This is a genomic window from Rothia similimucilaginosa (genome assembly GCF_029850875.1).
Classification (GTDB): Bacteria; Actinomycetota; Actinomycetes; order Actinomycetales; family Micrococcaceae; genus Rothia.
Genome location: NZ_JAOVAM010000008.1, coordinates 24680 through 48450 on the forward strand (window position 1 = coordinate 24680; position 23771 = coordinate 48450).

Genomic DNA, 23771 nt, shown 5'->3' on the forward strand with positions numbered 1-23771 from the left:
GAGATATATAGAGCATTCAGGCTCTGGAGTACGGGCTTCAGAGCCTGAATGCCAATTTTGGGCATTTGTAATTACCACAGCATTTAAGGTGGAAGCGCCTTAAAACACTCCCAAAGCGTGTAAATATTTAAAAAATATTTACACGCTGTTCAAAACCTTTGAAATCGGCACCCATTCAATACTGAATCGGAGCACTCCAGGAGGGGAAACCTCCGACTGCACGCCCTAGAAAACCCCGAAATTCCGCGGTTAAACCTTGAAAATATGCGGCCTGCAAGAGCGCCAATAAAGTTTCTTGCACTTTTAACCTGAAAGAACCCTGGGAACCCTGCGCGTTCGCCGTGAACCTGAAACTGGGTTGGAATCATAAAAAACCTCGGTTATCTTTGAGACCAGATAGATTCTCGCAAGGGAATCGCCTGTGTGGTTTCAAGCTTGGAATGCTTGAAACGATGCCCGGTTCTACCGCACGTCCCTACCGAGGAAGTGCCACCCGGATTCCGCACACAAGTGCAGAATCACTCACGGTGACATGAAATCGGTGGAGAGCCGCTCACATGGTAGAGCCAGAACATGAGTAACCTACTTCGTTATCAAAGGGTGAGCGGCAGCGCGTTAGAGTTCCGGGGACGGAACGAGCGGGGACGGCCCCAAGGAGCATTATGAAGAACACTTCCATTCGTCGTACCGCAGCAGCTCTCGCCATCGGTGGCGCTGTAGCAGCTACCATGTCGATGCCCGCTGCAAACGCGGTAGACGGTGCTACCTGGGACGCACTGGCACAGTGCGAGTCCGGTGGTAACTGGTCCATCAACACCGGTAACGGCTTCTACGGTGGTCTGCAGTTCACCCAGCAGTCCTGGAACGGCGTCGGCATGTCCGGCTCCCCCGTGACCGCTTCCCGTGCACAGCAGATTGAGGCTGGCGAGCGTCTGCTCGCTATCCAGGGCTGGGGCGCATGGCCCGCTTGCTCCGCTAAGCTTGGCCTCTACGGCAAGACCGGCGCAGCTCCCACCTACACTGAGCCCACCACCGTGGCTGCCCAGTCGCAGACCCAGCAGACCTACACCGCTCCCGCGGCACAGGCTGCACCCGCAGCTCCTGCAGTTCAGGCTGCACCCGCAGCAGCTGAGGCACCCGCAGCACCCGCTGCAGCACCGGCAGTTGAGGCTCCCGCAGCACCCGTCGCAGTAGCTCCCAAGGCTGCAGCAGGTACCTACACCGTGGTTCCCGGTGACTCCCTCTCGCTGATCGCTGCAAAGCTCGGCGTTGCAGGCGGCTACCAGGCAATCGCAGCTGCGAACACCGACATCATCTACAACGTTGACCTGATCTTCCCCGGCCAGGTTCTGACCATCCCTGCCTAAGGTTTTAACTCTCAAGCGTAACTTGGGCACGTTGTAGTCCAACGCCCCGCACCTCACACGAGGAGCGGGGCGTTGAGCATTTAACCGAAAGGAGAAAAATACCGCCTGAACACACAAGCCAGCAGGTAAACCCTCCAACCCTCAATGAGACGGAAAACGCAACCTCCACTACACTAGAGAAGAGACAAGAAAACAAAACTACGGGAGAACCATGTCTGCCATCACCTTTGAACAGGTCAAGCACCTGGCATCGCTGGCACTCATTGAGATGACCGATGAAGAACTCACCGCGATGGCGTCTGAGCTGGACGTCATCGTCGCATCCGTTGAGACCATGTCGCAGAAAGCAACTGCTGACATCCCCGCGACCAGCCACCCCATCCCCCTCGAGAACGTCTTCCGTGAAGACGTACCCGTCACCACCCTTACCCAGGAAGAGGCGCTCTCAGGCGCCCCCGACGCACAGGACGGCAAGTTCCGCGTGCCGGCAATCCTCGACGAAGACTAAGAGGAGAACAACCAAGTGAACGAATTGATCCAGCTCACCGCCGCAGAAGCAGTAGAAAAGCTCGCATCCGGCGAAATCACCTCCGTTGAGCTTACCCAGGCACACCTGGACCGTATCGCAGCCACCGACGGCGCATCCCTGAGCGACAACCGAGCAGACGGCAAGAACGGCCTCAACGCCTTCCTGCACATCAACGCTGAAGAAGCACTCGCCACCGCAGCCGCAGTGGACGCAGACCGTGCAGCAGGCAAGGAATTGCCGCTGCTCGCAGGCGTACCCATCGCCGTCAAGGACCTCATCGTCACCAAGGGCCAGCCTACCACCGCAGCATCGCGCATGCTCGAAGGCTGGATGAGCCCCTACGATGGCACCGTCACCCGCAAGGTCCGCGAAGCACGCATGCCCATCCTCGGCAAGACCAACCTCGACGAATTCGCAATGGGCTCCTCCAACGAGCACTCTGCATTCGGCGTAGTCCGCAACCCCTGGGCACTCGACCGTGCACCCGGCGGCTCCGGCGGCGGCTCCGCAGCAGCCGTCACCGCCTTCCAGGCACCCCTGGCGCTCGGCACCGACACCGGCGGCTCTATCCGCCAGCCTGCAGCACTGACCGGTAGCGTTGGCGTCAAGCCCACCTACGGCTCCGTCTCCCGCTACGGTGTCATCGCCATGGCATCTTCCCTCGACCAGGTAGGCCCCTGCGCCCGCACTGTCCTGGATACCGCACTGCTCCACGAAGCAATCGCAGGCCACGACCCGCTCGATGCAACCTCCCTGCCTGATGAGCCCGGCAACTTTGTTGAAGAAGCCAAGGCAGGCGCAGAAGCCGCACGCAAGCGCGACCTGTCTGGCCTGCGCATCGGCGTCATTAAGGAACTCGGAGGCGGCGACGGCGCAGGCTTCGAAGCAGGTGTCCTCGCACGCTTCCGTGAATCCGTCGAAGAGCTGCGTGCCGCAGGTGCAGAAATCGTTGAGGTCTCCCTGCCCTCCGTCACCGAAGCCATCAGCGCCTACTACATGATCATGTCCTCCGAGGTGTCCTCCAACCTGGCACGCTACGACGGCGTCCGCTACGGCCTGCGCGTCGTACCCGAAGACGGCCCCGTCACCATCGAGCGCGTCATGTCCGCAACCCGCTCCGCAGGCTTCGGTCACGAGGTCAAGCGCCGCATTATTCTCGGCACCTACGCACTGTCTGCAGGTAACTTCGATGCCTACTATGGCGCCGCACTGCGCGTACGCACCCTCATCCAGCGCGATTACGCAGCAGCATTCGAAAAGTGCGACGTGCTCATCTCCCCGACTGCACCCTCCACCGCGTTCAAGCTCGGCGAGAAGACCGAAGGCGACCCCATGGCAATGTACCTGGGTGACGTCGCAACCGTGCCCGTCAACCTGGCAGGTGTCCCGGCGCTCTCCCTGCCCGGCGGCCTCTCCGAAGAGAACAACCTGCCCGTCGGTATCCAGTTCACCGCACCCGCACGCGAAGACGCACGCCTCTACCGCGTCGGCGCAGCACTGGAAGAACTGCTCACCGCAAAATGGGGCGCACCGCTCTACAGGAGCCTGCCCGACACTGAAACTCTGATCCGCGACTTTGACTTTGGGGGAACCAAATAATGAGTGAAGAAGTCCTCAGCTTCGAAGAAGCCATCGAAAAGTACGACCCGGTCCTCGGCTTCGAGGTGCACGTCGAACTGAACACCAAAACCAAGATGTTTGACTCCGCACCCAACGAGTTCGGCGACGACCCCAACACCAACGTCACCCCCGTATCGCTCGGCCTGCCCGGTGCGCTGCCCATGGTGAACAAGACCGCTGTTGAGTCTGCCATCAAGCTCGGCCTGGCACTGGGCTGCGAGATTGCAGACAAGTCCTACTTCGCCCGCAAGAACTACTTCTACCCGGACTCCCCGAAGAACTTCCAGACCTCCCAGGCTGGCGGCCCCATCGCGGAAAACGGCTCCCTGGACGTTGAGCTCGAAGACGGCACTATCTTCACCGTTGAAATTGAGCGCGCCCACATGGAAGAAGACGCAGGCAAGCTCACCCACGTCGGTGGTGCAGATGGACGAATCCAGGGTGCAACCTCCTCACTGGTCGACTACAACCGCGCAGGCGTTCCTCTGATCGAGATCGTCACCCGACCCATAGTCGGTGCCGGCGAGCGTGCACCCGAACTGGCACGCGCCTACGTTGCCGCAATCCGCGACATCGTCCGCTCCCTCGGCATCTCTGACGCCCGCATGGAACGTGGTAACGTCCGCTGCGATGCCAACGTCTCCCTCATGCCCAAGGGCGCAGAGAAGTTCGGCACCCGCTCCGAAACCAAAAACGTGAACTCCCTTCGTTCGGTTGAGCGCGCCGTCCGCTACGAGATCCGCCGCCACGCAGCAATCCTCGAACGCGGTGAAAAGGTCACCCAGGAGACCCGCCACTGGCACGAAGACACCCGCGAAACCTCCTCGGGCCGCCCCAAGTCCGACGCCGACGACTACCGTTACTTCCCCGAACCGGACCTCGTACCGGTCGTCACCAACAGCGAATGGATTGAGCGTCTGCGCGCTGAACTGCCCGAACCCCCGGCAGAGCGCCGCCGCCGCCTCAAGGGTGAGTGGGGCTACTCCGACGAAGAGTTCCGCGACGTCGTCAACGCTGGCGCACTCGACGTCATCGAAGAGACCGTCGCCGCAGGTGCAACCGCAGCAGCCGCCCGCAAGTGGTGGATGGGCGAAATCGCCCGCCGCGCAAAGCAGGCTGAAGTTGAGCTCACCGCCCTCGGCGTGGAGCCCGCAACCGTGGTTGCCCTCGAAGCACTCATCTCTGAGGGGAAGATTAACGACAAGATCGCCCGCCAGGTGCTCGAGTTCGTCCTCGCCGGTGAAGGCACCCCCGCCGAAATCGTTGAGGCACGCGGCCTCGCCGTGGTTTCCGATGACGGCGCGCTCACCGCAGCTGTCCAGGAAGCACTGGCGGCAATGCCCGACGTTGCCGACAAGATTCGTGCCGGTAAGGTTCAGGCTGCTGGTGCTATCGTCGGTCAGGTTATGAAGGCTACCCGCGGTCAGGCTGATGCCGCCCGCGTGCGTGAGCTGATTCTGGCTGAGTGCGGCGTGGAAGGCTAAGCTTTTCCGCTGACCCGGCTCTAACGAAAGAGGCGCTGTCTCCCGAGGTGGGAGGCGGCGCCTCTTTTGCTCCATTCCAGGGTCTGCGCGAGTGCGGCCGTGTTTTCCGGATGCGCCCTCCGGGTGACGGGTGCCCCTGCGTAGGCGCGGAGGAAATATGCGGTGCCTCACCCCTCGAGCAGAGCAACGTACATAAACGAAGAACGCTCCGTCCGTATCACTTAGATACAGACGGAGCGTTCTATTTAAGAGACCAGCTACTCAGTAACGCCGAGGTTGCTCATGAGGAATGCGTAATCCCACGCGATCTCACGCCAACGCGTATACCGGCCGGAACCGCCACCGTGACCGCCCGACATGTCAATCTTCAGCAGCGGCACCGGCGACGACGGGTCAATCTGCTCACGCAGCGCCGCAACCCACTTCGCAGGCTCCACGTAGAGCACGCGAGTGTCGTGCAGGCTCGTCACCGCAGCAATCGCCGGGTAGCGGACCGGGCGGATGTTCTCGTACGGGGTGTACGACTTCATGTAAGTGTACACTTCCTGGTCCTCAATCGGGTTGCCCCACTCCTCCCACTCCATTGCCGACAGTGGCAGCTCCGGATCGAGGATGGTGGTCAGCGCATCCACGAACGGTACGGCTGCCAGGCAGGCGGCGTACTTTTCGGGGGCGAGGTTCAGCACGGCGCCCATGAGCAGACCGCCGGCGCTACCGCCGTAGCAGCCGATACGCGCCTCATCAGCCCACGGCTTAGCCGCAACGTAGCTGGTGACGTCCACGAAGTCGGTGAAGGTGTTCTTCTTCGCGAGCTTCTTGCCGTTCTGGTACCAAGAGCGGCCCATCTCGCCGCCGCCGCGAATATGCGCGATGACGTAGATGACGCCGCGGTCCAGAATCGACAGCATCGGGATGGAGAACATCGGGTCCATGGACGACTCGTACGAGCCGTAACCGTACTGGATGACCGGGTGCGGCTTGCTCATGTCCAGATCGGCGCGGTGAATCACCGAGATCGGGATGAGCGTGCCGTCCGCCGCCGGTGCCCAGTCGCGGTAGGCGCGGTAGTCCTCACGGTTGTAGCCGCCGAGTACCGGGGTTTCACGGCGCAACAGCAGGGTCTGCGACATGGGGAAGTAGTCGTAGACGCGGCGTGGAGTCAGGTACGAGGTGTAGGCGATGCGCAGCACGGGGGAGTAGTTCTCCGCACGCAGCACGGAGGCGGTGTACAGTTCCTCGTCGAAGCCGACAGGTTCCATGAAGGTCACGCCGGCGGGGCGGCGGCGGCGCCACTGGATGGGCAGCTGCTCACGCGGTGCAAGGAAAATGCGGGTGGTGGTGTCTGCGCGGGCGGTGACGACCAGGTGCGTTGCGGTCAAGGTGAAGCCCTCCAGGCGCACATGTTCGCTGTGGCGGATAACCGGAACCCACCGCTTCGCGTACTCTTCGAGGCTTTCACTTTCGCGCGGCATATCTGCGAGGACCAGCTCGGAGTTCAGCGCATTGTAGTCGTGCTGAATCAGCAGGTGCTGTTCGCCGGCAATGTTGAGCGGCTCGGCGTAGTATTCGATTCCCGCGCTCTTGGGAATGAGCAGGGTCGGCTCGCTCTTGGGTTCGCGGGTGGGGATGATACGCACTTCTGTGTATTCGGAGTTGGAGCTGGTAATGACCACGGAGGAACGGTCGGAGCTCATGGCTGCGCTGAGCCACATGGTGTTGTCCGGTTCCTCGTAGATCAGGTGGTCTTCGGTGCCCTGTCCGACGTCGTGCACGTAGACACGCCAGGGGCGCCACGACTCGTCGGGGACGGTGTAGATGAGCTGATCGGCGTGGTTGATGAAGAAGGAACCCGCCGCAATGTTGGGGATGGTGTCTTCGAGGAAGGAGCCGGTTTCCATGTTGAGGAAGCGCTGCTCGTAGCGTTCGTCGCCCTTTTCATCCACGGAGATGCTCAGCAGCTTGCCGTTACGTGCAGGCTGGAAGCTACCGAGGGAGAAGAACTCCATGTCCTTGGCGTACTCGTTGCAGTCGAGGATGACGACCTCACCTTCGAGTACTTCGCCGGGGGTGACGGTCGGCGGGGTGTAGCGCACCACCTCGTCGCCTTCGTGCAGGGCGGGGTAGCGGTAGAAGACGGGATACTGGCCGCCGGGCACCATGCGGCTGTAGTACCACCAGTCACCGATACGGTTCGGGACGGTCAGATCCGACAGCAGGGTGCGGTCCTTGATTTCGTTGAAGATGGATTCGCGGAGGGGCTGCTGGTCTGCGGTGACAGCTTCGGTGTATTCGGCTTCTGCCTTGAGGTAGTTGAGGACCTCTTCGCTTTCCTTGTCGCGGAGCCATTCGTAGGGGTCGATGAAGACGTCGCCGTGGTGTTCGCGACGGTGCTCGACCTTCTTCGGTACGGGCGGGGTGAGGTTCTGTTCAGTCATGCTGCCACCTCTTTCCTTGAGTTATGGGTTTGTGAATGGTGTGTGCCGTCTGTGCCTGCGTTCCTGTGCCGCCGGGTGGCGGTGAGGGTGTGCGGGGGACTGTGGGCATGCCTAGTTCTAGTGTATCGAAGAGTGAGGCAGGCTACTATATTGCGGCCTGGGCAGTATCACCCAGATTAGCCCCCTGCACTCTTCTGGAACGTGCGCATTTGGTGGCTAGTTAGCGCGCCCCTTAATGGACATGAGGGTGCGGCGGCCCGCCTTATTCGCCTTCGTGAAGGCACGGTTACTTTGCCTGTACTCACGTTCTTGAGAGCGCAGGCGTAGACGCGCGGATTCGGCTATCATCCTGCGGTAGCGTTCGAAGCGCTCGGGGTCGAGAGAGCCGTCGGCGAGCGCCTGCTGCACCGCGCATCCGGGTTCGGAACCGTGGGAGCAGTCGCTGTACCGGCAGGCAGAAGCGTAACCGGAGACGTCGTCGAAGGTTTCGTCAATCGCGGCGCTATCGCTCGTTGCGGCTAGGGCTCGTACGCCCGGAGTGTCGATCAGCACCGTGCCAGATGATGATTTTGCGTTGGTCGAGTCTCCTTCGCTTGAGCCTTCCGCACCGGGTAAAACAAGCATCTGGCGGCTGGTGGTGGTGTGGCGCCCCTTGCCGTCAGCATCTCGGACTGTGGAGGTGACCTGCACCTGATGTTCTTGGCTATCCTCGCGGGGGTCAACTCCGGGGTTGAGCAGGGCGTTGACCAGGGTGGATTTTCCTGCGCCGCTGCGACCCAGGAATGCGGCGGTGCGTCCGGCGACAAGCTCCGCCACCGGGGCAGGGTCGTAGCCGTTGTCCGTGCAGACGGCGAGCACCGCATCCACACCACCTGCGGGGGAGTCCCTGTAGTTGGTGAGCTGTTCGGCCGTTACCAGGTCACCCTTGGTGAGAATCAGCGCGACCTGCACCCCGGAAGCGTGCGCCAGGGCGGTGTAGCGTTCAATTCGCCCAATGGACGGCTCGGGGAAGCAGGGCTCAACGATGCAGAGTATATCCACGTTGGCGGCGACAGGCTGATCCGCGGATTCTCGGGTGGCGCTGGGTCGGGTGAGGTAGCTTCGCCGGGGCAGTATCGCGAGAGGTTTGTGCTCCGCGGGCTGGCTATCGCTACCGGTTCCAGGGATGGGCTGGGTGAGTACCCAGTCGCCGACGACGGGGTACTCTTCTTCGCCGTAGTCGTTCTCAACCGGACGCAGCGGAGCGGAAAGCTTAATGAGCTCACCCCGCTCGCAGGTCAGTAGCTCGCAGCGGGTGCGGTGCACGGCGCTGACACGGGCGAGGGTAAAGTTTTCGAGGGTACCGCCGAGGGTGAACGCGGCGCGGATTGCTGAACCCTGCCAGGAAGGGTCGAACCCTAGGGTCTCTAAGGTGTATGAAGCGGGAGCAATGGTCACAGGAATAGTCTTTCTTGGTTGCGGCGCCCGGATAGCGGGTGATTACAAGGTTCGTTCTTTTTCAGGTTTCACCGTTCACAACAGCGAGGCGCGGGCGCCGGCACGGATACGGCGGGCGGCAAGGACCATCAGCCCCAACCCGATTGCGGCGTAGAGTACTGTCAGGGCTGTGTCTGCCGCCAGGAGCGCGAAAAGCTCCGGCGCGGTGCCGTTCGCGATACCGCTAGAGGCATCTAAAACCTGCACCAGCCGGGACCCCGGAACCCAGGAACACAGCCATGCAAGCCAACCCGGGTAGGTACTCACCGGCACAATCACGCCCGCGCTCACTGGCAGAATAATCGACAGAAAATTCGACCCCGTGTACGGATCCGACAGGTACAGACCGAGCCCGGCGGCAAAAATGCCCAGGCAGACCCCGCCCAGAACCGCAACCGGCATCAGTAAGATGGCACCGACTAAAAGTCCGGAACTTGCTCCCGTAGCGGAGGATGTGAGGGACAGTAACCACACGATGCCCACATTGCTCAGACCCGTTACGGATGCCAGCAACGCGGGTACCGCCGCCGCACCGAGCCAGTATCCAGCATCCACCGGGCGCGCCGTGCACACGTACTCGAAGACGCCAATCCACCGGTCTGTGGCAACGCGCGCGACAATACCGGCTGCCACGGAGCTGAGGGTCGCAATCAGGGCGGTCGCGCAGCCGATGCGTACCGTATCGTTTGCGGCAAGATCAGCACCCAGAAGCACCGTGAAAAGCACGTTAAGACCGGGTACGAGAACCAGGGTCGTGATGGCCGTTCCGAGGGTTGCGAAGGTAATAGACGACGACCAGCCAATAGAAGCGGTCGACAGAGCCCGACGCGCCGTGCCAGACAGTGATACAGCGCCAGGCAGGGCAACAGAGGAGAGAGCACGCACGCTACATCGCCCCCAGGGTGCCGCGACGGCGGGCTGAGGCGAGAGCCTTCCGAGCAAAGAGGAAGGCGCACAACGCCCAGATGAAGCTCACGACCAGGGTCTGAATTACGGGCAGGAGCGCATCCGCCGGGGTAGTGATGGCGGTACGCCCAAGTAGCAGGTGAACCGGCGCCTGTAGGGGAATGAGCACACCCGCGGCATCCAGCCAGGCGGGCGCTTCAACGGTCGTGAAGAGAACCCCGGAAAGAATAAAAACCGGCACGAGCAACAGCTCCTCGTAGGCGATAGCGTTCGGCGTGGCCACGAAGAATACCGCAATCATGAACGTGACCGACAGGCACGCAAGCCACAGCAGGGGAACGCCCAGAACGTAGCGCGGCCAGAGTGCTGAAAAGTCTGTGACCTGCAGGTTGAGCGTCACAAGAGCCCAGATGAGCCACGACAGGGGCAAAGCCGCCAAACCCACAACGGATGCGCTTGAAACGATAGCCGCCAGCACCCGCACCGGAGAAATCGACCCCGAACACAGGTACACGAGGGTCCCACGGAAACGCTCAAAATTGATGATGCCCGCAGACACGATGCAGACCGACCACATGCCCACAATGCCCGCGCGGGTCCACGCGAGAGTCGGGTCAACGGAGTGACCCGCGGAGCTCTGCGCCGCCGCATGCACGGCGAGCGCCTGAAGGATGACTGAGCCGAGTACCGTGCTAATGAGCAGCTGAATGAAGTAGGGGACCGTCAGGAACTGGCGCAGGCTAAAGCCCATGAGCCGTAGCTGCCGGGCGCACTCCTGCCACAGGTCGTACCGTCGACCCTGCCGCTGGAACTCTTCTGAGCGTTGCGTCTGAGCGTTCATCGCTTGAGCCCCTCCGCCATCGCCAGGTATGCCTCTTCCAAGGTTGCCGGGCGCGTGTACGGTTCGGTTCGCGCCCCAATGCGTGCGGCGGCAAGTCCCTCCGTCAGGATGCGGTGCGTCTCGCCCGCCTCGAACGTGGCGCGCTCGCCGTGCCAGTAGAGGGTCAGTTCCCAGCCGGAACCGCGTGGGGCAAAAAGTACCGCCGCCTTATCGCCGAGGAACCCGCGGAGCGTATCAATGCCCTCGGTGGCGGTGGGCTCGACCTGAACCACGGTCGTGGCGGCAATACCTGCGTGCGCGGCAACGTCCTCGAGACTGCCGCTCACAGCAACGGAGCCAGCGCCCAAGACGGTGATGGTGTGCGCCAGGTCCTCGATTTCGCCCAGCAGGTGGCTTGTGAGCAGAATGGCGGCGCCGTCTTCCGCGAGAGAACGGATAAGGGTTCGTACGGTTAGGGCGATATCGGGGTCGAGCCCGTTGGTCGGCTCATCCAGCAGGAGCAGAGCGGGGGAGCCGAGCAGTGCACGGGCAATATGTAGGCGCTGCTTCATGCCGCGGGAAAACTCCTGGACAGGCCGCGTTGCCGCATCGGTGAGTTCCACACGGGCTAGGGCATGCTCAACCTCGTGCCCTCGGGCCCGCCCGGAAACCCCCGTAACATCGGCAAAGAACAGCAGATTATCGCGGGCACTGGCGCGCGGGTAGAAGCCGTTCTCCCCGCCCAGCGCGAGGCCCACGTGACGGCGCGCCCGCTGCGGGTGGGCGATAGCGTCAATACCGTTCACGGTGAGGCTACCGCCGGTGGGGGTGAGCAGAGTCGAGCACATCTGCACGGTCGTCGTTTTGCCCGCACCGTTGGGGCCGAGGAGGGCGTGAATTTCCCCGGAACTGACGCGAAGTGACACCCGGTCGACGGCGGTAAAGGTATTTTTACCTTTGCCAAAGACTCGGCTGAGTTGCGTGGCGTCAAGAACAAGAGACATGGTAGGTAACCTTCGGGTATGACCCTCTGGCTCCTATACCGGAGGGATGTTGAGCAGGATAAGCGGCTTAGCGAGCCGTAGCGAGTTGTACCCTGCGTGAGTGTATGTGTCATTTCAGTGTACCGAAAAGCACAGATAAAAGTGATGGAGGTTACTACGCAAATAGTGGGTGTTCACCTCCGCATTCTAATTACCTCGCCCTCTGACTGTCCCGGCATCGTCACTCACGTTTTGTTGCAGGCGATTTTTGGTGACAGACGTTAAAAAACGTCATCTTTGCAATGAAATGTCTTAAAGTACCGCACACCCACAAAACCCTTGACCCCACCCCGTGCCCTATGACACTCTAAATAACAGGTCAAGAGCGCCAGCGATAAGCCCCAGCTAGCTGGCCGGCAACCCTCCTCCGCGGTGGGGTGCCCTGGGTGAAGACCGGGCGGCACGCAAGAGCGTGACGCAAGCGCGGGACCGATGTGACCGAAAACGGTACATCAATCGTGACAGGATTATTCGACGACGATTCCTGTACCGTCGGCATGCGGCCCCCTAAGAATCCCCATTAGGAGCCACGCATGAGCAACAACACTACCGTCCCGACTCCCGCCAACCCCGCCGGTTGGAAGTTCGAAACCCGCCAGATTCACGCAGGTCAGGCGCCGGATGCCGCAACGGGAGCTCGGGCACTACCCATCTACCAGACCACCTCTTTCGTCTTTGAAAGCGCCGAGCAGGCAGCGAACCGTTTCGCCCTCGCCGAGCTGGGCCCCATTTACACTCGCCTCAACAACCCCACCCAGGAAGCAATTGAAAACCGTATCGCTTCCCTGGAAGGCGGCGTTGGCGCGCTACTGCTGGCATCCGGTCAGGCAGCTATCACCTACGCAATCCTGAACATTGCCGGTGCAGGCGACCACGTAGTTGCATCGCCCTCCGTATACGGCGGCACCTACAATCTGCTCAAGTACACCCTCGCCGACCTCGGTATCGAAACCACCTTTGTGGAGGACCCGGACGACCTGGACGCATGGCGCGCCGCAGTCCGCCCCAACACCAAGCTCTTCTACGGCGAGTCCGTGCCTAACCCCCGTAACGACGTGCTCGACATTGAGCCTATTGCTGCAATTGCGCACGAAAACGGTGTACCCCTGATTGTGGACAACACCGTACCCACCCCCTACCTGCTGCGCCCCATCGAACATGGCGCGGACGTGGTCGTCCACTCCGCAACCAAGTACCTGGGTGGCCACGGAACCTCCATCGGCGGCGTAATCGTTGATTCCGGTAACTTCGACTACGGTGCAGACCCCGAGAAGTTCCCCAAGTTCAACCAGCCCGCCCCCGGCTACCACGGCCTGGTCTACGCACGCGACCTGGGCAAGGACTCCGCATTCGGCGCGAACCTCTCCTACATCCTGAAGGCGCGCGTCTCCCTGCTGCGCGACACCGGTGCCGCCATCTCCCCGACCAACGCCTTCAACATCGGTATCGGTCTGGAGACCCTCTCTCTGCGCATCGAACGCCACATTGAAAACGCTACCAAGGTTGCCCACTGGCTCGAAGCAAACCCGCAGGTCGAGAAGGTCATCTGGGCTGGCGTGGAATCCTCCCCCTGGTACGAGCGTGCACAGAAGTACCTGCCCAAGGGCCCCGGCGCGGTTCTCGGCTTCACCCTCAAAGACGCAACCCTGGAGCAGACCCGCGACTTCGTAGATGCCCTGAAGCTGCACTCCAATGTGGCAAACATCGGTGACGTGCGCTCACTCGTGATTCACCCCGCCTCCACCACCCACTCCCAGCTTTCCGCTGAGGAGCTGGAGAAGATCGGCGTGTACCCGAACTTTGTGCGCCTGGCAGTAGGCATTGAGAACATTGATGATATTCTCGCCGACCTGCAGCTGGGCTTTGACACCCTCTCCTAAACGGTGATGTAATCCGCAGGTGGACCGGTAAGCTACGGCTTTTCGGTCCACCTGCGGATTCCCCGTTACGGAGCGTTTTGTCACTGCGCGGCGCTGATGCCGCCCCACCCGTTGCTCCTTCTACCCACAGACGAGTACCCCGCTCACACCCGGCACTACCTTGCCGGCCAAACCCAGTGAAGGGACCCCCATGACTACCCAGAGCACTAACCAGTCCGGTACCACCCAGCCTGTTACCGCGCCCATCCCCGTGGCAGGTACCCAGCGCGAACACCCCGAAGCACAAGGCTATCTGCGTCAGCTGAACATCGGCGACTTGGAGCTCGTATCCGGCGTGATTCTTCCGCAGGTCACTATCGGCTACGAAACCTGGGGTACGCTCAATGAGGCTGGCGACAATGCCATCCTGATTTTGCATGCACTCACTGGCGATACGCATGTCTCTCGGGGCGTACCCACCCCCGACATGCCCGCCCCGCTGATTCGGGCTATTGAATCGGATGGCTGGTGGGAAGGCATCGTGGGGCCCGGCTCGGTCGTAGACACTAACCGTTATTTTGTGATTGCCCCCAATATTCTGGGTGGTTGCTATGGGTCGACTGGACCGGCAAGCATCATTCCCGAAGGTTACCCGGGTGCCGGTGAATACTGGGGTTCCCGCTTCCCGCAGGTAACCATCCGTGATTCTGTGCGTGCTGAGGCGTACCTGGCCCGGGCCCTGGGGGTAACCAGCTTCCGCTACGTGATTGGTGGTTCTCTCGGCGGCGCTCGTGCCCTGGAATGGGCGGCAACTAACCCTGAGCTGGTACGTGGATGCGCGGTGATTGCCTCCGGCCCTTCAGCAACGGCGGAGCAGATTTCATGGGCTCACACCCAGAATATTGCGATTCGTTCGGATGCGAACTTTGCCGGCGGTGACTACTATGCCGGTCCCGCGCCGACCGCAGGACTTGCCTTAGCTCGCCGTATCGCGCACACCACCTACCGCAGCCCCGCCGAGCTGGAGCACCGCTTCGGCCGTGAAGAGAACCGTGGCGAAAGCATCGTGGGTGGCTCGCTGGGTGAGCCGCGTGGCCGCTACGCTATCGAAAGCTACCTGGACCATCACGGTGCCAAGCTGGTTGAGCGTTTTGACGCGAACAGCTACCTGGCGGTTAATGAGGCACTGATTTCGCACGACGTGGCGCGTGGCCGCGGCACCCTGGCGCAGGCGCTGGTGCACACCGATTGTGAGTGGACGATTGCGGCGGTGAACACGGACCGCCTGTTCTTCCCGCATGAGTCGCACCGCCTGGCGGAGGCGCTACCCACTCCGGTGCCCGTGGACATTATCGAGTCGAACCACGGCCATGATGGCTTCCTCATTGAGTCGAAGCAGGTGGAGAAGATTCTGGCGCGTGCCCTCGGCGTTGAAGATGAATCTGCCACCCAGAGTGAGGCGCAGCGTGAACGTGAAGCTCTGGAGTCGATGACTCGACTGTACGGCGCTGTTACTCGCTAAGGCAACCGGCACCCGGGCGCGTTACGCGCATCCCGCTGGATGTTGTTTTCTCCAAACAGTGGGTGTGGGATTGTGAGGGAATGGCTGGGTATTCTCAACTGTCTTTCCGCCCGTTGAGAATTAACGTTCACCTTAACGGTTGGATTATGGGACGCCGGGTGCTCGTATAGCGTGAGTGCCCGGCGTTTCTTGGAACTCGCGCTTTTGACGAGGAATTCATCTCCTTGGTACGGTTTATTGCTACCTGCCGTCAGACCGGAATGAGTCTTGCCGACAATCGCACAATTTTGGATAATCTGGATAACCACGCACTCTCCATCGACGTGATGGAGCGCGCCCGCCGAAAGATTGAAAACGAGATTGTCGGGCTGCAACAGAACCTTGAACACCTGGATCGCCGTATTCAGGAGCACCGCCATCACCTCGACAGCACCCGCTCGATAACCATCTAGTTTTAATGCACAAACAGCATGTAACACCCGGTAGACCCGATGTAGGGAATACCGGGCATCTTTTCATATTCAGCTGAGTATGCTTGGTTACTCATGCTAAGCTGCTGGGTGTTTTCAGTTTCTAGCTTTAGCTCCAGGTAGCTTCCAGCGGGTCAACACCGTGTGCACGAGCATTCTCATAGATGACTTCCCGCAACCACTCCGCAAGCCCGGTCACGAGATTCTCGTAATACGCCTTGAAGCGGGCATCCTCAACGTAACCGCGGGCTAGAATAGCGTGCTTAGCGGGGGTGACCTCAAAGAAGAACAGGGAGGCGCGGTGCCGCTCGGCGAGTGCGTTCGCTTCCTCACTGCCCGGCTGCACGCCGCGGTTGAATGCCTTGACGAGGGCTCGTTCTACCTCGTCAATCTGCTGTTTGCCGTTCTGCCAGTCGGCACGGTCCATTGAGGCAGTACGGCGCTGGTATTCAGCCCAGTCGTCAGTTTTCTCGTAACGCTCCTGCGCTTCCTGCTGGTGGGCGAGGCTGAACCCTTCACCCATAATCTCTGCTTTTTCGGCAGCGCTGAGCTGCTCATTTTTAGGTGCCATAGTGTCCTCCAAAAGGCGTTCGATGGTTTCAAGCATGCGCCGGTGGGCGGCGATTTTGCGTTGAAGCATATCCCGCTGAGCGAGCAGATGCTCGGTGCTGTTCTCCTGGTCCTGCAGTATGTTGCGAATAGCGTCAAGGCCCATGCCGATGGAGCGGTACCCCAGGATGACGGTGATTCGTTCAAGGTCTGTATCGGTGTAGTACCGGTGCCCGTTGAACTCATCATGTGCCGGGTTGAGTAAGCCCCGCTGCTCCCAGTGGTGTAGCGTGCGGACTGTGAGCCCGTGCAATGATGCTGCTTCTCCTACGGTGTATTCATGATGCCCGTCAGGTGGTGTTATGTTCGCGTCCATGGTGTCACTCTAAAACCTGACGTTAGGTGAGGGTCAAGCTGGCGGCGGAACCTGCGGTGCAGGTTTGCGCGGCAGTCCTCGCTAAGATGGGTGCATGAGCGAAAACAAATACGTCGTCGAATACACCCGCCCCGAGAACGAACGAGCAGGCACCCACCTGGTGCTCATGCTGCACGGCTACGGCTCCCAGGAGCACGATTTGCTGTCCCTGGCGGCGCACCTTCCGCAGGAGGGCTTCACCTACGCCTCCATGCGTGCGCCGCAGCCGGTCGGTACCCAGTTCTCCGCGGACTCGACCGGCGCTTACATTGCCGCAGATGCTATCGGCTACCAGTGGTACCCGCTGAACCAGCAGCTCGAATCTAACCAGCGCGCCATCGAACAGGCGAGCGACTACGTGCTGGAATGGGTGCGCGAGAACCGTGCACCGTACGCTTCGGTGACCCTGCTGGGCTTCTCGCAGGGCATGGGTGTCGCAACTTCGATGGTGCGTCATGCCCCCGGCGAGTTCGCTGCGGTGGTGGGTCTGTCCGGCTACGCGGTGGACTCGGATTCGCCGTACTTCAAGGATGATGAGCTGAAGAAGACCGAACTGCCGGTGTTCTTTGGTCGCGATCAGGAAGACCCCGTCATCCCGCAGGAGATAGTGAACTACACCTACGACTGGATCCGCAAGTACACCGACGGCATCAAGGTGCTGTACGCCGGTACGGGTCACGGCGTGAGCGCCATGGAGATTCGCCATGTGGGCGAGTTCCTGGAGGTGAAGGTGCAGGGGCAGGAGCCGCGTATTCGTGCGCAGAAGGTTGCGGAGGCGACCGGCGCCGCGGAAGGCTCTGACGCCTAAATCGACTATATGGAAAGCCCTCGGGTCATGACGACTCGGGGGCTTACGTTGAGCTTTTGCTTCTGCTTGGGATGCCCGGTTCCGCTTGGAAAGGCGGTTATCGTCCTCGTTCCTACAGGGAACCCGCCTTCGCTTCGCTTCGGGCACCCTGATGTCACGTTCGGACGATACCGCCTTTTCGCGCTGGAGTTAGCAGGCCTGCCTGTAGAGCTGTGCGGGTGCGGCCGCGTTTTCCGGATGCGCCCTCAGGGTGTCAGCCCGGACGCTCTCCGATGCGGAGCGAGGAGAGGGCGGAGCGTCCGGGTGACGGGTGCCCCTGCGTAGGCGCGGAGGAAATATGCGGCGCCCCGCCCCTGATTAGTGAGGGGAGGAACGAAGGGGAGCACCGCGGCAACCACGATGGCGGCTCTGCGGGGTGTGCTCGGCACGGATTAGATCTTCTTATTCCGGGGCGGTGGGAAAGAAGGCGGTGTTCTGGCTGTCCCGGAAGACCACAACACCGAGGAAGATCATCGTGCTGCCCGGTGGGTGGTCTGTAGCGACTCTGCCCACCTCGGCACTCAACCCTGCTGTGGGGGTTACGTGTAGCGAAGCGAGCTGAACATCCCGGTTTCCATGTGATAGGCGTTATGGCAGTGAAATGCCCACTCACCGGGGTTCTCAGCGATCAGGTCGGCGATTATGGTTTCGCCGCCGCGGAGAAGGACGGTGTCCTTGCGTAGCCCGCCGCTGCCGGGCAGCGACCACGTGTGGCCGTGGATGTGCATGGGGTGGGGCATCATGGTCCTGTTGCGCATGACCATCCGCAGGCGCTGGCCCTCCTGCACGGTCGCGGAGGAGGATTGGCCGTCGGTGAGAATGCTCCATTTATACGGCATCATCTGCCCGTCCAGGTCGATGCTGACTTCTCGGTCTGGTGTGCCCTCGGGCAGGAGCGCACGGTCTGCTGGCTTCAGGGAGGACAGAAGCAGCCCGGTGGACGACAACTCGGGGAAGTCGACATCGGGGCTGGGGGCCTGGCCGCCGGCGGTGCGGATGACGGCGAAGGCGCGGTCGTTCTTACCCACCGCCAAAGCCGTGAGCGGGAAGACGCCGTCGCCGAGGATGACCTCGACGTCGACACGCTCGCCCATCGACAGGTAGATCGATTCGGTCTCCAAGGGCTGGACAGGGAAGCCGTCGGTGTGGGTAACGGTCATGCGATGACCCCCGAGGGCCAACTTGAAGATGGTGTCACCGCCGGAGTTGATAAACCGCAGGCGGGCCTTGTTGCCCGGGCGAGCCTCGAAGGTCCGGTGAGCACGGGGGATACGTCCGTTGATGAGGTAGTGCGGATACATCACATCGCCGGCATCCCCGCCCAGTACCCGATCCGGGGTGCCGTGATGATTTTCCATTCCCATCTTCCCGTGATGGTCGCCCGAACCCATTCCGGTGAGCTTGTCGAGCTCATCGTCGGGAGTGCCCTGAATGCCATCGACCCAGTCGTCGAGCACGATGGTCCACTCAACGTCATGGTCCTCAGCGTCTTGCGGATCACGGATGATCAGTGGGGCGTGGAGGCCGCGATCAAGCTGCAGGCCGGCGTGGGAATGGTAGAAGTAGGTGCCACCGTGGGGGACTTTAAAAACATAGGAGAAAGACTTGCCAGGTTCAATGGGGTCCTGGGTCATGCCGGGCACACCGTCGGCTGCGTTGTGGAGTGCGATGCCATGCCAGTGGATGGAGGTGCTCTCAGGCAGTTCATTGGTGATATCGACCTGGAGGACGTCGCCGACGGTGGCCTCAATGGCCGCATCCCCGGTGTTAGAGACGTATCCCCACGTCTTGGCTTCGATGCCACCGATATCCAGGGAGAGGGGCCGGGCGGTCAGCGTCCGGCGCACCGTCGGCTCACCGAGCGCAGTGGGGGTGGGAGTGGGGCGAAAGGAGGGACCTGGTGTCGAGGCAGCGGGTCCAGGGTTGCTGGTGCATGCGGCCAAGGCCCCGGTGCCGGCGAGGGCGAGCCCGCCGAGCAGAAACTGTCGTCGGGGAAACGCGTTCGTCATGATTTAACCTTTCTTGGTACAAGATTTCAGTGATATGGGAGACAGGCGCAGGTGAGGACTCTGCTGAGCCATCACGTCAGGCGCAGGTCTGTGACACAGATGGCACCGTCGTCGGTGGTGGAAAACTCCGTGGTGCCGGTACGCCCCTGGTAGCTGACCTCAATCAGGCCGATGGCATCATCGGTGATTGTGACCTGGATATCCTCATTGTCGAGTTCCCCCAGGCAGGTCGTGAGGCTGTGGTAGAAGCAGTCGTGGGAGGCTATCGGCAAGAGGCGGGGCGGTGATCACGGGAAAGCTCCTACGAGTCGGTGGGATGCGGTGATGCCACTTCTCCAGCATATACCCCCCTGGGGTATATTTTCAAAGGGGGAGGGTATGGCTCTCGCGCGGGGCAGGGCGTGGTCACCGAGTAGCCTCCTCACTATTGGGAGGGGACAGTGGGAGGCGGAGGGTAAACACTGCTCCGCGACCGGGCCCGGGGGAGGTGGCGGTGAGAGTGCCGCCGTGGGCCTCAATCTATGCCTTGGAGATGGTCAGACCGATACCGGCCCCGCCATTGTCCCGACTGCGGGCGCCCCCCCCGGGTAGAAGCGTTCGAAGATATGTCCGGGCTGGCCAGGTGGGATGCCCTCGCCGTCATCGGCGACGTGGATGAGCGCGGTGGACGCCCCCTGTCGGTGGACGCTAATCCGGACCTGCCCGCCGGCCGGGGTGTGTCCTCCACCCCTTGAAAATATACCCCAGGGGGGTATATACTGGAGAATAGCATCGCCGCCCTCAATATATACCCCAAGGGGGTATATGCTGGAGAGTGGCATCGCCGCATCCCACCGACCCGTAGGAGCTTTCCCATGATCACCGCCCCGCCCCGCCTCTTGCCGATGGCCTCCCACGGCTGCAGCTGTTGCGGACCTGCCTCACGTGCCGACACCGTCTCCAACCCTGCCGCCAGCGACTCGTCAGCAGGAGGGTCCTCCTCTAGCTATCAGGTCACCGGCCTTACCTGCGGGCACTGCGCGAAAAGCGTGACCCAGGCCCTTCATACCCTCCCCCAGGTCGACGACGTCCAGGTTGATCTCGCTGCTGGTGGTGTTTCCACCGTCACGGTCACCGGTGTCGTACCTCCGGAGATGGTTCGCCGGGCTATCGAGGCGACCGGCTACACCGTCTTATCCTGATCGATTTACCCATCATCTCGACCCCGACCGGGTTGAGCGAAAGGAACGTCATGAACACTCCCCACCATTCCGGCGATCACCATGGTGATCACCCCGCTCCAGAAACAGACCACACCCACCACCCGGATCATGCCAGCCACGAACACCATGCAGATGCCGACACTCACGGCCAGGCGATGTCCCACGGTCACCCGCACTCTGTCCTGGACGAAGACCACCAGGTTCATGGTCACGGCGAACACGCCGGGCACAGTACCGCAATGTTTCGGGAACGCTTCTGGTGGTCACTGATTCTGTCCATTCCCGTCGTTATTTTCAGCCCCATGGTCGCCCACCTGCTCGGCTACCCCCTCCCGGAATTCCCCGGATCCACCTGGATTCCCCCGATACTGGACACGATCATCTTCGTCTACGGCGGAACGCCTTTCCTCAAGGGCGGATGGAAGGAACTGAAATCCCGCCAACCCGGGATGATGCTCCTGATTGCCATGGCCATCACCGTGGCGTTTGTCGCCTCCTGGGTCACCACTCTGGGGCTGGGCGGTTTTGACCTGGACTTCTGGTGGGAGTTGGCCCTGCTGGTGACCATCATGCTGCTGGGACACTGGCTGGAGATGCGCGCTCTCGGGGGTGCGTCCTCCGCGCTTGACGCGCTGGCTGCCCTATTGCCGGATGAGGCCGAGAAAGTCATCGATGGGACCACCCGCACCGTGGACATCTCCGAGCTGGTCGTCGGCGACGTCGTACTGGTGAGGGCCGGTGCCCGGGTGCCGGCCGACGGAACCATCATCGACGGAGCCGCCGAATTCGATGAGGGGATGATCACCGGCGAATCCCGTCCCGTCTTCCGCGACACCGGTGACAAGGTGGTCGCCGGTACCGTGGCCACCGACAACACCGTCCGCGTCCGGGTGGAGGCTACCGGCGGGGACACCGCCTTGGCCGGAATCCAACGCATGGTTGCCGACGCACAGGAGTCCTCCTCCCGGGCCCAAGCCCTGGCGGATCGGGCGGCGGCGTTGTTGTTCTGGTTCGCGCTGATCTCTGCTCTGATCACCGCGGTGGTGTGGACCACCATCGGCAGCCCGGACGATGCCGTGGTGCGCACGGTCACGGTGCTGGTCATCGCCTGCCCGCACGCCTTGGGCCTGGCGATTCCGCTGGTCATTGCGATCTCCACCGAGCGGGCCGCGAAATCCGGGGTGCTCATCAAGGACCGGATGGCGCTCGAGCGGATGCGCACCATCGACGTGGTGCTCTTCGATAAAACCGGTACCCTGACCGAGGGCGCGCACGCGGTCACCGGTGTCGCGGCAACTGTCGGCGTCACTGAGGGCGAGCCGCTGGCCCTGGCCGCCGCCGCGGAGGCCGACAGCGAGCATCCCGTGGCCCGCGCCATCGTGGCGGCCGCGGCCGCCCATCCCGAGGCCTCTCGTCGGCAAATCCGTGCAACTGGTTTCAGCGCCGCCTCCGGCAGGGGGGTCCGGGCCACTGTCGATGGCGCTGAGATCCTCGTGGGCGGGCCGAACATGCTGCGCGAGTTCAACCTCACCACCCCGGCCGAGCTCACCGACACCACCAGCGCCTGGACCGGGCGTGGGGCCGGTGTACTCCATGTTGTCCGCGACGGTCAGATTATCGGTGCGGTGGCCGTCGAGGACAAGATCCGCCCCGAATCCCGCGCCGCTGTGAAAGCCCTGCAGGACCGCGGGGTGAAGGTCGCGATGATTACCGGTGACGCGCAGCAGGTGGCCCATGCGGTTGGCCAGGACCTGGGGATTGATGAGGTCTTCGCCGAGGTTCTGCCCCAGGACAAGGAGACCAAGGTCACCCAGTTACAGGAGCGTGGCCTGAGCGTGGCCATGGTCGGCGACGGTGTCAACGACGCCCCGGCCCTGGCCCGCGCCGAGGTCGGCATCGCCATCGGGGCCGGCACGGATGTGGCAATGGAATCCGCCGGAGTGGTCCTGGCCAGTGACGATCCCCGGGCAATATTGTCGATGATTGAGCTCTCGCAGGCCAGCTACCGTAAGATGATCCAGAACCTCATCTGGGCGTCCGGTTACAACATCTTGTCCGTGCCCCTGGCCGCCGGCGTGCTCGCCTCTAGCGGCATTCTGCTTCCCCCGGCTGCTGCTGCGGTGTTGATGTCGCTGTCGACGATTGTGGTGGCGCTTAACGCTCAGTTGCTGCGCCGGATTGATCTGGACCCGGCCCACCTGGCTCCCACCAGTCCGAAGGAAGAACACACCACGCCTACTCCGGCATCCACCGCCGTCCACTGATTCACCACTTCTCTCCACTGCCCCATATGACCCTGAAAGGCTCCACCATGAAGCGCACCCTTTCAGGGTCATATGGGGACCATGGACGAGATGGGTGGAATGAATCACGGCGTGAGCGCCATGGAGATTCGCCATGTGGGCGAGTTCCTGGAGGTGAAGGTGCAGGGTCAGGAGCCGCGTATTCGTGCGCAGAAGGTTGCGGAGGCGACCGGCACCGTGGAAGGCTCTGAATCCTAAATCGACTAAACGTATAGCCCTCGGGTCATCATGACTCGGGGGCTTACGTGTAGTTCCGTTTGGAAAGGCGGTTATCGTCCTCGTTCCTACAGGGGCTGGGTGGGTGGACGCTATACCCTTCCTCCGCTCCTGCAGGGGCACCCGCCGCACCCGGACGCTCCGCTCTTCCTTGCTCCGCGGCGGAGAGCGCCCGGGTGGGCACCCTGATGTCGCTTCCGGAGGGTATAGCTACCCTCGGCTCTGGTGAGGTGCGCGCGGAGGGGCGGTGTCGTCCGTAGTGACATCAGGGTGCCCGAAGCGAAGCGAGGGCGGGTTCCCTGTAGGAACGAGGACGAGCACCGTCCCTCAAGCGTTCACGTCAAGGGGAGTGTTAGTCTTCGTGCGCAACCTTCACGGTCACTCTGTTGAAGGTCACCGTATCGCCGGGGTGCAGCTGCTTGCCGCGTGCTTCCTCAATGTCGCCGTTGACCTTTACCAGGCCGTGCTGAATGACCTCGCGTGCCTGCGCGCCGTCCTCGACAAGGTTAGCTAGCTTCAAAAACTGGCCCAGACGAATCATATCGTCGCGAATAAAAATTTCTTCCATGCTCTCTAGTTTATCCCGCCGGGTGCATCCTGGCGTCCGGCAAAAAAAGGGGGAGTGGTGGGCCGGGGCAGGCATACCCAGGGGTGGGGCGGTGATGGTACCCTAGTGTCTTGCATCAAAAAGTGTGCATA

The 23771-nt window shown here is 61.8% G+C and carries 20 protein-coding genes, 1 pseudogene and 1 riboswitch; of the genes and pseudogenes, 12 read left to right on the top strand and 9 right to left on the bottom strand.

The window, feature by feature from the left end; translation table 11 throughout:
* The first annotated feature begins 662 nt into the window (after positions 1–662).
* The 4 genes from QFX05_RS07020 to gatB all read left to right on the top strand — a co-directional run bounded on the left by QFX05_RS07020 (position 663) and on the right by gatB (position 5000).
* Entirely contained in the window at positions 663–1367 is a 705-nt protein-coding gene (locus QFX05_RS07020) for a transglycosylase family protein (protein WP_279741999.1), read from the top strand.
* A 211-nt stretch (positions 1368–1578) separates the two neighbouring features.
* Positions 1579–1875, top strand: a complete 297-nt coding sequence (gene gatC, locus QFX05_RS07025; protein ID WP_005507016.1) for an Asp-tRNA(Asn)/Glu-tRNA(Gln) amidotransferase subunit GatC — start codon at positions 1579–1581, stop codon at positions 1873–1875.
* 15 nt (positions 1876–1890) lie between these two features.
* Positions 1891–3495, top strand: coding sequence for an Asp-tRNA(Asn)/Glu-tRNA(Gln) amidotransferase subunit GatA (gene gatA / locus QFX05_RS07030; RefSeq protein ID WP_279742000.1), 1605 nt, complete (start codon positions 1891–1893; stop codon positions 3493–3495).
* Entirely contained in the window at positions 3495–5000 is a 1506-nt protein-coding gene (gatB, locus tag QFX05_RS07035) for an Asp-tRNA(Asn)/Glu-tRNA(Gln) amidotransferase subunit GatB (protein WP_279742001.1), read from the top strand. The genes gatA and gatB overlap by 1 nt, the downstream gene beginning before the upstream one ends.
* A gap of 257 nt (positions 5001–5257) precedes the next feature.
* Here the strand turns inward: gatB and QFX05_RS07040 are convergent, their stop codons facing one another.
* The 5 genes from QFX05_RS07040 to QFX05_RS07060 all read right to left on the bottom strand — a co-directional run bounded on the left by QFX05_RS07040 (position 5258) and on the right by QFX05_RS07060 (position 11641).
* Positions 5258–7435: a S9 family peptidase gene (locus QFX05_RS07040; protein ID WP_279742002.1), complete on the bottom strand. Its 2178-nt coding sequence runs from the start codon at positions 7433–7435 to the stop codon at positions 5258–5260.
* A gap of 216 nt (positions 7436–7651) precedes the next feature.
* Entirely contained in the window at positions 7652–8872 is a 1221-nt protein-coding gene (rsgA, locus tag QFX05_RS07045) for a ribosome small subunit-dependent GTPase A (protein ID WP_279742003.1), read from the bottom strand.
* 75 nt (positions 8873–8947) lie between these two features.
* Positions 8948–9796: an ABC transporter gene (locus QFX05_RS07050; RefSeq protein WP_279742004.1), complete on the bottom strand. Its 849-nt coding sequence runs from the start codon at positions 9794–9796 to the stop codon at positions 8948–8950.
* A gap of 1 nt (position 9797) precedes the next feature.
* Positions 9798–10658, bottom strand: a complete 861-nt coding sequence (locus QFX05_RS07055; protein ID WP_279742005.1) for an ABC transporter permease — start codon at positions 10656–10658, stop codon at positions 9798–9800.
* Positions 10655–11641 carry an ABC transporter ATP-binding protein gene (locus QFX05_RS07060; protein WP_279742006.1) on the bottom strand — a complete coding sequence of 329 codons (987 nt, stop codon included), beginning with the start codon at positions 11639–11641 and terminating at the stop codon, positions 10655–10657. Before QFX05_RS07060 ends, QFX05_RS07055 begins: the two co-directional genes overlap by 4 nt.
* Before the next feature lie 356 nt (positions 11642–11997).
* A riboswitch (SAM riboswitch) is annotated at positions 11998–12110 on the top strand.
* A gap of 103 nt (positions 12111–12213) precedes the next feature.
* On the opposite strand from QFX05_RS07060, the gene QFX05_RS07065 reads away from it, so the two are divergent.
* From QFX05_RS07065 to QFX05_RS07075, 3 genes are all read left to right on the top strand, one after another.
* Entirely contained in the window at positions 12214–13560 is a 1347-nt protein-coding gene (locus QFX05_RS07065) for a bifunctional o-acetylhomoserine/o-acetylserine sulfhydrylase (protein ID WP_279742007.1), read from the top strand.
* 190 nt (positions 13561–13750) lie between these two features.
* The gene (metX, locus tag QFX05_RS07070; RefSeq protein ID WP_279742008.1) at positions 13751–15061 is read left to right on the top strand and encodes a homoserine O-acetyltransferase MetX; all 1311 of its coding nucleotides are present in this window, start codon (positions 13751–13753) and stop codon (positions 15059–15061) included.
* Positions 15062–15285: 224 nt separating this feature from the next.
* Positions 15286–15513 carry a MerR family DNA-binding protein gene (locus tag QFX05_RS07075; RefSeq protein WP_279742009.1) on the top strand — a complete coding sequence of 76 codons (228 nt, stop codon included), beginning with the start codon at positions 15286–15288 and terminating at the stop codon, positions 15511–15513.
* Positions 15514–15640: 127 nt separating this feature from the next.
* On the opposite strand, the gene QFX05_RS07080 is transcribed toward QFX05_RS07075, so the two are convergent.
* Positions 15641–16456: a MerR family transcriptional regulator gene (locus tag QFX05_RS07080; RefSeq protein WP_279742010.1), complete on the bottom strand. Its 816-nt coding sequence runs from the start codon at positions 16454–16456 to the stop codon at positions 15641–15643.
* A 94-nt stretch (positions 16457–16550) separates the two neighbouring features.
* Between QFX05_RS07080 and QFX05_RS07085 the strand changes: the two genes are divergently transcribed.
* Positions 16551–17303: an alpha/beta hydrolase gene (locus tag QFX05_RS07085; protein WP_279742011.1), complete on the top strand. Its 753-nt coding sequence runs from the start codon at positions 16551–16553 to the stop codon at positions 17301–17303.
* Positions 17304–17881: 578 nt separating this feature from the next.
* Here QFX05_RS07085 and QFX05_RS07090 read toward each other — a convergent pair.
* Positions 17882–19351: a multicopper oxidase family protein gene (locus QFX05_RS07090; RefSeq protein ID WP_279742012.1), complete on the bottom strand. Its 1470-nt coding sequence runs from the start codon at positions 19349–19351 to the stop codon at positions 17882–17884.
* Between the two features lie 29 nt (positions 19352–19380).
* Here QFX05_RS07090 and QFX05_RS08410 point away from each other — a divergent pair, with 29 nt between their 5' ends.
* Complete coding sequence (locus tag QFX05_RS08410) at positions 19381–19638, top strand: hypothetical protein (RefSeq protein WP_279742013.1); 258 nt, start codon at positions 19381–19383, stop codon at positions 19636–19638.
* Positions 19639–19756: 118 nt separating this feature from the next.
* Here the strand turns inward: QFX05_RS08410 and QFX05_RS07100 are convergent.
* Positions 19757–20070 (bottom strand): annotated as a pseudogene (locus QFX05_RS07100) (sensor histidine kinase); the annotation flags it as partial.
* 135 nt (positions 20071–20205) lie between these two features.
* Between QFX05_RS07100 and QFX05_RS07105 the strand changes: the two are divergent.
* The 3 genes from QFX05_RS07105 (at position 20206) to QFX05_RS07115 (ending at position 23054) form a co-directional block, all read left to right on the top strand.
* A complete protein-coding gene (locus QFX05_RS07105; protein WP_279742014.1) occupies positions 20206–20532 on the top strand; it encodes a heavy-metal-associated domain-containing protein in 327 nt (108 codons plus the stop codon).
* A gap of 260 nt (positions 20533–20792) precedes the next feature.
* Positions 20793–22817 carry a copper-translocating P-type ATPase gene (locus QFX05_RS07110; protein WP_279742067.1) on the top strand — a complete coding sequence of 675 codons (2025 nt, stop codon included), beginning with the start codon at positions 20793–20795 and terminating at the stop codon, positions 22815–22817.
* Positions 22818–22907: 90 nt separating this feature from the next.
* Complete coding sequence (locus QFX05_RS07115) at positions 22908–23054, top strand: hypothetical protein (RefSeq protein ID WP_279742015.1); 147 nt, start codon at positions 22908–22910, stop codon at positions 23052–23054.
* Between the two features lie 370 nt (positions 23055–23424).
* Here the strand turns inward: QFX05_RS07115 and QFX05_RS07120 are convergent, their stop codons facing one another.
* Complete coding sequence (locus QFX05_RS07120) at positions 23425–23640, bottom strand: RNA-binding S4 domain-containing protein (RefSeq protein WP_279742016.1); 216 nt, start codon at positions 23638–23640, stop codon at positions 23425–23427.
* Positions 23641–23771: the final 131 nt, after the last annotated feature.